We start from the raw sequence: 11426 nt of genomic DNA on the forward strand, positions 1-11426 counted from the left end.
GCCGATCGGTCCGCCCTGGTTCGTTCGGGCCCAGGGGTGACGGTCGGTGACTGAGCTGACGCGTGGGGTGCGGATCGGGGTGGATGTCGGTCAGGTCCGGGTGGGGGTGTCCCGCTCGGACCCGGACGGCGTGCTGGCGGTACCGCTGGTCACCCTGGCCCGCGACCTGACCGCGGCGCCGGACGCGGTGCCGAGCGACCTCGCCGAGCTGGCGGCGCTGGTGGCCGAGCACGAGGCCGTCCAGGTTGTCGTCGGCCTTCCGGTCAATCTCGCCGGGAAGCACGGCCCGGCCGCTGTCCACGTGAAGGCGTACGCTGACCGACTGGTCGATGTGATAGCGCCCGTCCCGGTAACGCTCACTGACGAGAGGATGTCGACCGTGGTCGCTTCTCGTAGGCTTGCCGAGCGTGGCGTTCGGGGCAAGCGTCAACGTGCGGTTGTCGATCAGGCGGCCGCAGTGGAGATTCTGCAGAGCTGGCTGGACGCGCAGCGGAGGCGGACGTAATGATCGACGATCTGGATCTTGGGTTCGACGAGCCGGAGCGGGGGCAGAAGGGTCGGCACCGGCACGGCTTCGTCCGCAAGCGCAAGGGCGGGTCCGGGGGTCGGGGCAAGACATTCCTGGCCCTGCTGCTGGCCCTGTTCCTGCTGGGCGGCATCGGCGGCGGAGCCTTCTACGGCTTCGACCGGATCCAGAACTACTTCGTCACCCCGGACTACGACGGCGCCGGCGCCGGTGAGGTCACCGTCGAGATCAAGCATGGCGCACTGCTCGCCGACATGGCCGACGCGCTGGTCGCCGCCGACGTGGTGAAGAGCCAGAAGGCGTTCGTCGAGGCCGCCGAGGCGAACTCGCGCAGCAAGAACATCCAGCCGGGCACGTACAAGCTGCGCAAGCAGATGAGCGGCGCGAGCGCCGTCACCGCGATGCTCGACCTGAAGAACAAGATCGTCAACGGCCTGACCATCCCCGAGGGCCGCACCAGCTTGAACATCTACAAGCTGCTCTCCGAGAAGACCAAGATCCCGGTCAAGGACTTCCAGGCCGCCGCGAAGGACCCGGAGGGGCTCGGCGTCCCGGAATGGTGGTTCAAGCGCGACGACGGCAAGAAGGTCGTCAAGTCCGTCGAGGGCTTCCTCTACCCGGACACGTACGAGATCCCGCCCAAGGCCACCGCGGAGAGCATCCTCAAGCTCATGGTGGACAACTTCCTGTCGGTGACCGGCGAGATGAAGTTCGCCGATCGGGTGCAGAAGGAACGCAAGGTCAGCCCGTACGAGGCGTTGATCGTGTCCTCGCTGGCCCAGGCCGAGGCGGGCAACAAAGACGACCTGGGCAAGGTCGCCCGGGTGGCCTACAACCGGGTGTACGGGGAGTTCCCCTGCAACTGCCTGGAGATGGACGTCACGGTCAACTACTACCTGGAGTCGATCGGCAAACCGACCAAGAGGTCCGCGGACATGACGGAAGCCGAGCTGACCGACCCGAAGAACCCCTACAACCGCAAGCTGCGGGGCCTGATCCCCACCCCGATCAACAACCCAGGCAAGGAAGCCTTGGCAGGTGCGATGGATCCGCCACCGGGCAAGTGGGTCTTCTTCGTGGCGATCGACAAGCAGGGCCACTCCGAGTTCGCCGAGACGTCCGAGCAGCACGAGCGCAATAAGGCCAAGGCTCGGGAGGCCGGCATCATCTGATGACGCTGCGACGACGGGCGGCGGTGGTGGGCAAGCCGATCGCGCACTCCCTCTCCCCGGTGATCCACACCGCTGGCTACACGGCGGCCGGGCTGGTCGGGTGGTCGTACACCCGGATCGAGTGCGCGGCGGCGGAGCTGTCGGACCTCGTCGCCGGTCTCGGTCCGGAGTGGGCCGGGCTGTCGGTGACCATGCCGGGCAAGGAGGCGGCGCTCGCGGTGGCCGCGGAGGCGTCGCCGGTCGCGGTCGCCGTCGGCGCGGCCAACACGCTGGTACGCCGGCCCGACGGCTCCTGGTACGCGGACAACACCGACGTCGCGGGCATGGTCCAGGTGCTCACCGTGGCCGGGGTGACGCCCGGCGCCAGCGTCACCGTGCTCGGCGCCGGCGGCACCGCCCGCGCGGCCCTGGCCGCCGCCGCCCGACTCGGTGCGACCTCCACGACCGTGGTGGCCCGGCGGGCGGTGGCGGTCGACGAGCTGCGACCGGTGGCGGCGGCGGTCGGGGTGGAGCTGACGGGAGTGGCCTGGGAGCACGCGGCCGCGCGGGCCGGTGCCGACGTCGTGGTCTCGACCGTGCCGAAGGGGGTTGCCGACCCGCTTGCTGGGACGGTTCACTGGCGACCGTCCACCGTGCTCTTCGAGGCGCTCTACGATCCGTGGCCGACACCGCTGGCCGCGTCCGCGCTCGCCGCCGGCTGCCCGGTGGTGTCCGGACTCGACCTGCTGCTCGCCCAGGCGGTGGGCCAGTTCGAGCAGTTCACCGGGGTGCCCGCGCCGGTCGAGGCGATGCGTGCGGCGCTCGCCGCGGCCCGGCGCTGAGTTGGGCGACGCCGCCGTCCGGGTCCGCCGACCAGGTGGGCGTAACCGACGCGCCGCCAGGTCGTTTGCCGGCCCTGCTTGCCTGTACGCGACCTCTCTTATGCTTTGGTTAAGTCGTGTCGTAGGTTCGGTTTCCTGCGCGCCACGAGTGTCGCCGGTCGATACGCTGCTGCCGGTAATCGCCGCCTAGACAGGGAGTGTTCCTTGAGCAGGCACGGAGTCGACCACGCCGCACCGGGTGCAGGAAAGCGACGCAAGGCCGTCGTCCTCAGTGTCCTGAGTGCCGGCGTGGTGGCCACGATGATGCCGCTGACGGCGGCGGAGGTGTCACCGATCGTGCTGACCGCGGCGGCGGACACCACCGCCACGCAGGTCGCGCAGGACGGCGACAACGGCGTCAAGACGACGCTGGCCAGCTGCCCGCGACTCTGCGACGGCAACCGCAACGGCCAGCGCGACGCGCTGCTGGAGTTCGCGGTGCGCGGCCTGCCCGCCGACGCAGTGAACGTCCGGGCCACCCTGCGGGTGTACGCCTGGCAGCAGTTCGCCTCGCGGGTGCGGGCGCACCCAGCGCAGGGCAGCGCCGCGGGGGCGGGCGCCTGGGCCCAGCGGCCCCCGATCGGCGATCGTCGCCAGCTGGGGAAGATTCGTCAGGTCTCGGTGGGGTCGGGCAGCGACTGTCGCCCTGGTGGCAAGCCTCGTGACGAGCATCTCCGAGGTGCCCGCTTAGCGAGCCGAAGCGGCACCTCGTCCCAAGCCGGCCGAGGTACTTGAGCATCCGGACGAGATCGCTGCTCTCGTCACCGCCCGGATGACCGGCCAGCTGGTCCGGATCACCGGCATGACACGGAGTTGGCTGAGTACGTCGCCCACCCCAACGGGCAGATCGAGGCGAAGGTTCACGCCGGTCCGGTCCGGATGCGGCAGGACGGGAGGTGGGTCCCGATCGACCTCACCCCGCAACCCGCGACGGACAGCTCCGTCCGAGCCCTCGCACACCCGTTGGAGCCAAATGGAACCGCCGACCGACGATCACCGGGGCCGCCGTCGTTGTCCCGGCTCGACCTTGACCAAGCGCCCACCTCCGTCCCGGTGCCTGCTCGCTCGGACCAACGCGATGCGAACATCTGGCCGGTGGGGGTGAGAAGCGGCCCGAGCAGTAGCGCTTCCAGCTACCCAGCCCAATGAACTCGTTCCATCAGTGCTCATCAGCAGTTTCCAGCGACCACTCCCACACGTCGAGGTTCGCGTCAACGTCCGCGTCCGCAGGGCGGGACGCGCCGGGCGGCACGTCGGGGCGGCCACCGGCCGTGACAGACTGACCGCTGTGTTGCGCTGGTTGACTGCAGGTGAATCGCACGGTCCCGCCCTCGTCGCGCTGCTGGAGGGGGTGCCGGCCGGCATCGAGGTGAGCACCACCGAGATCGCCGACGAGCTGGCCCGCCGGCGGCTGGGCTACGGCCGTGGCGCCCGGATGTCGTTCGAGCGGGACGAGGTCGACGTGCTCGGCGGCCTGCGGCACGGCGTCACCCTGGGCAGCCCGGTGGCGATCCGGGTGGGCAACTCCGAGTGGCCGAAGTGGCGCACGGTGATGGCCGCCGACCCGGTGGACCCCGACGAGCTGGCCCGGCAGGCCCGCAACGCGCCGCTGACCCGCCCCCGGCCGGGCCACGCCGACCTGGCCGGCATGCAGAAGTACGGCCACACCGACGCCCGGCCCATCCTGGAGCGGGCCAGCGCCCGGGAGACCGCGGCCCGGGTGGCCGTGGGCGCGGTCGCCAAGGCGCTGATCTGGCAGGCGCTCGGCATCGAGATCGTCTCGCACGTCGTCGAGCTAGGCCCGGTTGCCGCGAAGTCCGGGCTGCGCCCGAGCCCGCAGGACGCCGCCCGGATCGACGCCGACCCGCTGCGCTGCCTCGACCCGGAGGCCAGCGCCCTGATGGTCGCCGAGGTGGACGCCGCGAAGAAGGCCGCCGACACCCTCGGCGGCGTGGTCGAGGTGCTGGCGTACGGGGTGCCGCCGGGGCTGGGCAGCCACGTGCAGTGGGACCGCAAGCTCGACGCCCGACTGGCCACCGCGCTGATGTCGATCCAGGCGATCAAGGGTGTGGAGATCGGTGACGGCTGGCAGCAGGCCCGGTCCCGCGGCTCCGAGGCGCACGACGAGATCATCCCGTCGGCGACCGGCGTCCGCCGGGTCACCGACCGGGCCGGGGGGCTCGAGGGCGGCATCACCACCGGTGAGCCGCTGCGCGTCCGTGCCGCGATGAAGCCCATCTCGTCGCTGAACCGGGCCCTGGCCACCGTGGACGTCACCACCGGCGAGCCGGCCACGGCGATCAACCAGCGCTCGGACGTCTGCGCGGTTCCCGCCGCCGCGGTGGTCGCCGAGGCGATGGTCGCGCTGGTGCTGGCCGAGGCGGCCACCGAGAAGTTCGGCGGGGACTCGGTCGCCGAGATCCGCCGCAACGTGACCGGCTACCTCGACGCGCTGGTCATCCGCTGATGGCGCCGGTCGTCGTCCTGGTCGGTGCGCCCGGCTGCGGCAAGACCACGGTCGGGGAGGCGCTCGCCACGGCCCTCGGGGTGGAGTTCCGCGACACCGACACCGACATCGAGCGGATGGCCGGCAAGCCCATCCCGGAGATCTTCATCGACGAGGGTGAGGAGCACTTCCGTACCCTCGAACGGGCCGCGGTGGCCGCGGCGCTGGCTGCCAGCCCGGGGGTGCTCGCCCTCGGCGGCGGCGCGGTGCTGGCCGAGGAGACCCGCGCCGCCCTGGTCGGGCACCGGGTGGTGCACCTCTCGGTCGAGCTGCCCGACGCGGTGAAGCGGGTCGGGCTGGGCGCCGGCCGCCCGCTGCTGGCGATCAACCCGCGCGCCACCCTCAAGCACCTGATGGACCAGCGCCGGCCGCTGTACGCGGAGGTGGCCACCGCGACGGTGGCCACCGACGGCCGGACCCCGGCGGAGATCGTCGCCGAGATCGCCGCGCTGCTCACCCGCTGACGCCGGCCCGGCCGGTGCGCGACCGGCCGGGCGGCGGGCGGGGCGGTTCCCCGTTCGCGGGGCCTCTCCTCAGCCTCGGGCGGCGGCGTCGAGCACGTCGGCCAGGGCCTTCGGCTCGCTGAGCATCGGCCAGTGCCCGGTCGGCAGCTCGAACAGCTGGCCACCGGCCAACCCGGTGAAGAACGGGTGCCGCTCGGCGATCATCTGCCGCACCACCGCCAGCGGGAAGGTGCTGGCGACCAGCGCGGTCGGGACCGGGCGACCGCCGGTGCGGCGCACCGGTTCGGTGGCGGCCCGCAGCGGCTGCGGGGTGGCCCGGGCACGCAGCAGGGCCAGCGTCGGTTCGTCCAGCCCGGCCAGGTTGGTCGGGTCGGCGTCCGGGTCGAAGGCCGGTGGCGGCAGCAGGTGGCCGGTGCCGATCGCGGCCCGAAGCTTCTCCTGCTCCTCCGGCGGCACGGTGTCGAACTGCGCGACGCCGTCCGGCAGCGGCCCGCTCTCCACGTAGACCACCCGGGCGATCCGGTCCGGGATGCGGTCTGCCGCCTGGGCGACCGGCATGCCGCCGCCGGAGTGCCCGACCAGCAGCACCTCGCGCAGGTCCTCGACCTCGATCAGCCGGACGATGTCCGCGGTGTGCGTCTCCAGGCCCACCTCCGGCCCGCCCAGGTGGTCCCGCTCGGCCAACCCGGTCAGCGTCATCGGATACACCTCGTGCCCCTGCGCGCGCAGCGCCGCGGTCACGTCCCGCCACGCCCAGGCGCCCAACCAGAAACCCGGCACCAGCACGAACGTCGCCATCTGTCGCTCCTTCTCTCGGTTACCGGATGACCGTACGATCGAAACCGGACAGAATCCGCCCGGTTTCGAGGAGTTGTCGGTGTCGCATCCCGCCGGCCGCGTGCTGGCCCTGCTCGAACTGCTGCAGACCCGGCACCGTTCGACGGCCGCTGATCTCGCGGGCTGGCTAGGCGTGGACGAGCGCACCGTGCGCCGGTACGCGGCCACCCTGGTCGAGCTGGGCATCCCCGTCATCGCCGACCGGGGCCGCTACGGCGGCTACCGGCTGCACCCCGGGTACAAGCTGCCGCCCCTGATGCTCACCGACGACGAGGCGGTGGCCGTGCTGCTCGGTCTGGTCGTCGCCGAACGGGTCGGGCTGGCCACCGAACTGCCGGCCACCGCCACCGCGCTGGCCAAGATCCGCCGGGTGCTGCCGGTGGCGCTCGCCGACCGGCTGACCGCCGTGCAGGAGCACCTCGGCTTCACCCTGCGGCGTACGGAGCCGGAACGGGGACCGGCGTCCGGCACCCTGCTCACCCTGGCCGCGGCCGCCCGACACCGGCAGCGGGTGGCGCTGGACTACCGCTCCTGGCGAGGTGAGTCGTCGCACCGCGAGCTCGACCCGTACGGGCTGGTCTTCCACGCGGGCCGCTGGTACGTCACCGGCCACGACCACCGGCGCGGGGAGGTCCGCACCTTCCGGCTGGACCGGATCGGCGCCGTGACGCCCGGCGTGGCGACGTTCACCGTGCCGGACGGCTTCGACCCGGTGGCCCGGGTGACCCGGTCGCTGGCCGGCGTGCCCTACACGCACGAGGTCGAGGTGCTGCTGGAGACCGACCTGGTCACCGTTCGACGCCGCGTCCCGCCCACCGTGGCCGAGCTGACCGCCACCGGCGACGGGGTGCTGCTGCGGGCGCGGGCGGAGAGCCTGCCCGGCATGGCGGCGCTGCTGGCCGGGCTGGGCTGCCCCTTCACCGTGCGGCACCCGGACGCGTTGCGCACCGCCGTGGCCGAGCACGCCCGTGCGCTGGCGGACTGGGCCGCCCGGCCAGCAGGTGGGCGGCCGCCCTCGCCACGCCGGCCGCTGGACTAGGCTGCCGGCGATGGACGAGGTGACCCGGATCCCGGTCGGCGGCGAACGGCCGTACGACGTGCTGGTCGGACGCGACCTGTTGGACACGCTGCCCGGGCTGCTGCCCGGCGCGACCCGGGCGGCGGTGCTGCACGCGCCCCCGCTCAAGGGGCTGGCCGATGCGCTCGGCGAACGGCTGCGCGCGGCCGGCGTCGAGCCGCTGCCGATCGAGGTGCCGGACGCCGAGGGGGGCAAGCAGATCGACGTGGCCGCCGCCTGCTGGGATCGGCTCGGCGCGGCCGGCTTCACCCGTACCGACGCGGTGGTCGGTGTCGGCGGCGGCGCGGTGACCGACCTGGCCGGCTTCGTCGCGGCCTGCTGGCTGCGCGGGGTGCGCTGGGTGCCGGTGGCCACCTCACTGCTGGGCATGGTGGACGCCGCGGTCGGCGGCAAGACCGGGATCAACACCGCCGCCGGCAAGAACCTAGTGGGCGCGTTCCACCCGCCGGTCGGCGTGCTGGCCGACCTGGCCACGCTGGACAGCCTGCCCGCGGTCGACCTGGCGGCCGGGCTGGCCGAGGTGGTCAAGTGCGGCTTCATCGCCGATCCGGCGATCCTGGATCTGATCGAGCGTGAGCCGGCGGCCGCCACCGACCCGCGCGGGGCGGTCACCCGGGAGCTGATCGAGCGGGCGATCCGGGTCAAGGCCGACGTGGTCTCCGGTGACCTGCGTGAGTCGGGCGTGCGGGAGGTGCTCAACTACGGCCACACGCTGGCCCACGCGATCGAGCAGGTCGAGGGCTACCGCTGGCGGCACGGCCATGCCGTCGCCGTCGGCCTGGTGTACGCCGCCGCGCTGGCCCGGCTCGCCGGCCGGCTGGACGCGCCGACCGCCGACCGGCACCGGGTCACCCTGGCCGCGCTCGGCCTGCCGGTGAGCTACCCGGCCGACGCCTGGTCGCAGCTGCTGGCCGTGATGCGGGTGGACAAGAAGGCCCGCGGCAGCCGGCTGAGGTTCGTGGTGCTGGACGGGCTGGCCCGCCCGGCAATGCTCGAGGGCCCGGACGACGCGCTGCTCGCGGCCGCCTACCGGGAGGTGGGCACGGCGTGAGGGTGTACGTGTTGAACGGGCCGAACCTGGGCCGGCTGGGCACCCGCGAGCCGGCGGTGTACGGCGCGACCAGCTACGCCGACCTGGTGGCGCTCTGCGAGCGGACCGGCCGGGAGCTGGGGCTCGACGTGACGGTCCGGCAGACCGACGCCGAGCACGAGCTGCTCGGCTGGCTGCACGCCGCCGCCGACGAGGGCGCCGCGGTGGTGCTCAACCCGGCCGCCTGGTCGCACTACTCGTACGCGGTGCGGGACGCCTGCGCCATGCTGCGCGGGCCGTTGGTCGAGGTGCACATCTCCAACATCCACGCCCGCGAGGAGTTCCGGCACCACTCGGTGATCTCCGCGGTGGCGACCGGGGTGATCTGCGGGCTCGGCATCGACGGCTACCGACTCGCCCTGCACCACCTGGCCACCCGCTCCAGCTGAGCAGCACTCGGGCTCTGGCCCGCAGCCCCCGCCGCCGTGGTGGCCTGGTGGCCTGATGGCTTGGTCGCCTGATGGCTTGGTCGGCGGTGATGCCGACAGCTCGCGAGCAGTCGCCAGGTCTCACCCATCGTGATGCCCTCTCCTCGTCACCGAGCGTCACGATTGACATCGGCGGCTCCGACCCCCGCCGGTGGAGAGCGTTCCTGGTTCGCGTCCTTTGCTCTGCTTCAACGGACGCAACAGAGGCGGTGAGCTGCGGATATGTGATTTTCGTCGGGGTGTCGGGTGCTCGTCCGCGCCTCACGGACCGTGACTGTTGCGTCGGGTGAAGCAGAGCAAAGGGCGTGGGGGTGGCGGGCGGCTTGAGGTGCCAGCGTGACGATCTGTCACGGTTCTCGGGTCCCTGTCGCCAGCACCGGTCGACGCCCGAACGACGGCGGGTAACGCGCCTCGACGCAGCTAGGGCGTGTTTCAGAAGTGCTGGCCGGCCTGCGCCGGGCCCAGCCGCCGCCCGGCAGCGTTGTCGCGGTGTCCGGATACAACACCGGTATCCGGACACCGCTCCGCCTTGCCGAACGACGCCTGGACTCCGGCTCGGCTCGACCGACACTTCTGAAACACGCCCTAGTAGACTCCTAGGGTCTGTCCGCCAATTGATGATCAAGGCAGGAAATGGCCTCCACCAACGACCTCAAAAACGGCCTGGTACTCAACCTTGACGGCGAGCTCTGGGCCGTCGTCGAGTTCCAGCACGTCAAGCCCGGTAAGGGTGGTGCGTTCGTGCGCACCACGCTGAAGAACGTGCTGTCCGGGAAGGTGGTCGACAAGACCTTCAACGCGGGCACCAAGGTCGAGACCGCGACCGTGGACAAGCGCACGATGCAGTACCTGTACGCCGACGGCGAAGACTACGTCTTCATGGATCTGGAGACCTTCGACCAGATCACCGTCCCCGGCGGCACCGTCGGTGAGGCGGCCAACTACCTCCTCCCCGAGGCCGAGGCGACCGTCGCCACCCACGAGGGCGTCCCGCTCTACATCGAGCTGCCCACCAGCGTTGTGCTGGAGGTCACCTACACCGAGCCGGGTCTGCAGGGCGACCGGTCGACCGGCGGCAACAAGCCGGCCACCGTTGAGACCGGCGCGACCGTGCAGGTGCCGCTGTTCATCACCACCGGCGAGAAGATCAAGGTCGACACGCGCGACGGCCGTTACCTCGGCCGATCCTGATGGCAGAGGGTCCCAAGCAGCAGATGCCGGCGCGTCGCAAGGCGCGCAAGCGGGCGCTGGACGTCCTCTACGAGGCTGACCTTCGGGACCGGCCCCCGGTCGAGGTGCTCGCCGGCTACGTACAGCGGATCGAGCAGCCCCGACCGGAGCACCTGGGCTACGCGGCGAGCCTGGTCGAGGGGGTCGCCGAGCACCTCAACCGGATCGACGAGCTGATCGCCAGCTACGCCGAGGGTTGGACGCTGGAGCGGATGCCGGTGGTGGACCGCAACCTGGCCCGGATCGCGGTCTACGAGCTGCTCTACGTCGACGAGATCGACGACGCGGTGGCGATCAGCGAGGCTGTGGAGCTTGCCCGCCAGATGTCCACCAACGACTCGCCGCGCTTCCTCAACGGCATCCTCGGCCGGATCGCCGAGTACGCCACCCGCTGAGCGCACCCGCTCAGCACCCGTACCACGAAGAGGGCCCGTGCCGGACGGCACGGGCCCTTTCGGTGGATCGGTGGATCAGGAGGCGAAGAACGCCCGGGGGTCGGCGACCAGCACACCGTGCTCGGTGAGCCGCTCGATCAGACCCGACGGCGAGGCGTCGTAGACGATCGCGAGCGCCCGCAGGTCGTCGGCGCGGATGGAGAGCACCCGGCCGTTGTAGTCGCCGCGCTGCTGCTGGATGGCGCGGGCGTAGCGGGCCACGTAGGCCAGGTCCTCGGAGGCCTCGTCGTAGAGCCGCTCCAGGTCCAGGACGATCTTGCTGGTGGGCTCGTGACGGACCCCGCTGCCGTCGGGCAGCAGCTCCGAGACGGGGACGCGGTAGAACTCGGCAAGCTCGGCCAGGCGGGACACCGTCACGGCACGGTCGCCGCGCTCGTACGACCCGACCACCACGGCCTTCCACCGCCCGTTCGACTTCTCCTCCACGCCCTGCAGGGAGAGACCCTGCTGTTGGCGGATGGAGCGCAGGCGGGCGCCCAGAGATTTGGCGTATTCAGAGGGCATTCGGACACTCCCAGTGCTGCTCGGGGTTCTCCCGTCGATCGTTACGGAGCGTGACGGTACGGGGAATGCGACACCTGGTCAAGTGGTCGTGACCCTACCGTTGGGGAGCAGCGGGGGAGTTATCCCCATTTCGCCGGCCTGATCCGATGGTCAGCAGCCGCCGTCCATCCGCCCGGTGACCACTGGTAACGTGGCGTGAAGCCCCGGCCCAGGTCCGCCCGCGGTCCGGCCGGAGGTGCCCGACATCCTTTAACGACCCGTCCCGTGAGGCGGGGA

At 71.8% G+C, this 11426-nt stretch carries 13 protein-coding genes; 11 read left to right on the forward strand and 2 right to left on the reverse strand.

Features of this window, described 5'->3' with window-relative positions; genetic code table 11:
• Positions 1-46: 46 nt before the first annotated feature.
• The 6 genes from ruvX to ABZU69_RS11170 all read left to right on the forward strand — a co-directional run bounded on the left by ruvX (position 47) and on the right by ABZU69_RS11170 (position 5528).
• Entirely contained in the window at positions 47-505 is a 459-nt protein-coding gene (ruvX, locus tag ABZU69_RS11145) for a Holliday junction resolvase RuvX (protein WP_354964223.1), read from the forward strand.
• Positions 505-1698, forward strand: coding sequence for an endolytic transglycosylase MltG (gene mltG, locus ABZU69_RS11150; protein WP_354964224.1), 1194 nt, complete (start codon positions 505-507; stop codon positions 1696-1698). The genes ruvX and mltG overlap by 1 nt, the downstream gene beginning before the upstream one ends.
• Positions 1698-2519 carry a shikimate dehydrogenase gene (locus ABZU69_RS11155; RefSeq protein WP_354964225.1) on the forward strand — a complete coding sequence of 274 codons (822 nt, stop codon included), beginning with the start codon at positions 1698-1700 and terminating at the stop codon, positions 2517-2519. The genes mltG and ABZU69_RS11155 overlap by 1 nt, the downstream gene beginning before the upstream one ends.
• 204 nt (positions 2520-2723) lie before the next feature.
• The gene (locus ABZU69_RS11160) at positions 2724-3293 is read left to right on the forward strand and encodes a hypothetical protein (RefSeq protein WP_354964226.1); all 570 of its coding nucleotides are present in this window, start codon (positions 2724-2726) and stop codon (positions 3291-3293) included.
• Between the two features lie 553 nt (positions 3294-3846).
• A complete protein-coding gene (gene aroC / locus ABZU69_RS11165) occupies positions 3847-5025 on the forward strand; it encodes a chorismate synthase (protein ID WP_354964227.1) in 1179 nt (392 codons plus the stop codon).
• A complete protein-coding gene (locus ABZU69_RS11170; protein WP_354964228.1) occupies positions 5025-5528 on the forward strand; it encodes a shikimate kinase in 504 nt (167 codons plus the stop codon). Before aroC ends, ABZU69_RS11170 begins: the two co-directional genes overlap by 1 nt.
• A 69-nt stretch (positions 5529-5597) precedes the next feature.
• On the opposite strand, the gene ABZU69_RS11175 is transcribed toward ABZU69_RS11170, so the two are convergent.
• A complete protein-coding gene (locus ABZU69_RS11175) occupies positions 5598-6326 on the reverse strand; it encodes an alpha/beta hydrolase (RefSeq protein ID WP_354964229.1) in 729 nt (242 codons plus the stop codon).
• 79 nt (positions 6327-6405) lie between these two features.
• On the opposite strand from ABZU69_RS11175, the gene ABZU69_RS11180 reads away from it, so the two are divergent.
• The 5 genes from ABZU69_RS11180 to nusB all read left to right on the forward strand — a co-directional run bounded on the left by ABZU69_RS11180 (position 6406) and on the right by nusB (position 10586).
• Positions 6406-7404: a YafY family protein gene (locus ABZU69_RS11180; protein WP_354964230.1), complete on the forward strand. Its 999-nt coding sequence runs from the start codon at positions 6406-6408 to the stop codon at positions 7402-7404.
• A 10-nt stretch (positions 7405-7414) separates the two neighbouring features.
• Positions 7415-8494 (forward strand): 3-dehydroquinate synthase, encoded by a 1080-nt coding sequence (gene aroB, locus ABZU69_RS11185; protein WP_354964231.1) that lies wholly within the window; start codon positions 7415-7417, stop codon positions 8492-8494.
• A complete protein-coding gene (aroQ, locus tag ABZU69_RS11190) occupies positions 8491-8922 on the forward strand; it encodes a type II 3-dehydroquinate dehydratase (protein WP_354964232.1) in 432 nt (143 codons plus the stop codon). The genes aroB and aroQ overlap by 4 nt, the downstream gene beginning before the upstream one ends.
• A 672-nt stretch (positions 8923-9594) precedes the next feature.
• Positions 9595-10152: an elongation factor P gene (gene efp / locus ABZU69_RS11195; RefSeq protein ID WP_074318567.1), complete on the forward strand. Its 558-nt coding sequence runs from the start codon at positions 9595-9597 to the stop codon at positions 10150-10152.
• A gap of 23 nt (positions 10153-10175) precedes the next feature.
• Complete coding sequence (nusB, locus tag ABZU69_RS11200; protein ID WP_354964337.1) at positions 10176-10586, forward strand: transcription antitermination factor NusB; 411 nt, start codon at positions 10176-10178, stop codon at positions 10584-10586.
• 75 nt (positions 10587-10661) lie between these two features.
• Here nusB and ABZU69_RS11205 read toward each other — a convergent pair whose 3' ends face one another.
• Positions 10662-11150 (reverse strand): transcriptional regulator, encoded by a 489-nt coding sequence (locus ABZU69_RS11205; protein ID WP_007458348.1) that lies wholly within the window; start codon positions 11148-11150, stop codon positions 10662-10664.
• Between the last annotated feature and the right edge of the window lie 276 nt (positions 11151-11426).

This window comes from Micromonospora sp. NPDC005206 (assembly GCF_040608175.1).
Taxonomy (GTDB): domain Bacteria; phylum Actinomycetota; class Actinomycetes; order Mycobacteriales; family Micromonosporaceae; genus Micromonospora.

Coding starts and splice junctions, on each gene's coding strand:
- ABZU69_RS11170 (WP_354964228.1), top strand. CDS start 5,025: ATGGCGCCGGTCGTCGTCCTGGTCGGTGCGCCCGGCTGCGGCAAGACC.
- ABZU69_RS11205 (WP_007458348.1), bottom strand. CDS start 11,150: ATGCCCTCTGAATACGCCAAATCTCTGGGCGCCCGCCTGCGCTCCATC.
- nusB (WP_354964337.1), top strand. CDS start 10,176: ATGCCGGCGCGTCGCAAGGCGCGCAAGCGGGCGCTGGACGTCCTCTAC.
- ABZU69_RS11155 (WP_354964225.1), top strand. CDS start 1,698: ATGACGCTGCGACGACGGGCGGCGGTGGTGGGCAAGCCGATCGCGCAC.
- aroB (WP_354964231.1), top strand. CDS start 7,415: ATGGACGAGGTGACCCGGATCCCGGTCGGCGGCGAACGGCCGTACGAC.
- efp (WP_074318567.1), top strand. CDS start 9,595: ATGGCCTCCACCAACGACCTCAAAAACGGCCTGGTACTCAACCTTGAC.
- mltG (WP_354964224.1), top strand. CDS start 505: ATGATCGACGATCTGGATCTTGGGTTCGACGAGCCGGAGCGGGGGCAG.
- ABZU69_RS11175 (WP_354964229.1), bottom strand. CDS start 6,326: ATGGCGACGTTCGTGCTGGTGCCGGGTTTCTGGTTGGGCGCCTGGGCG.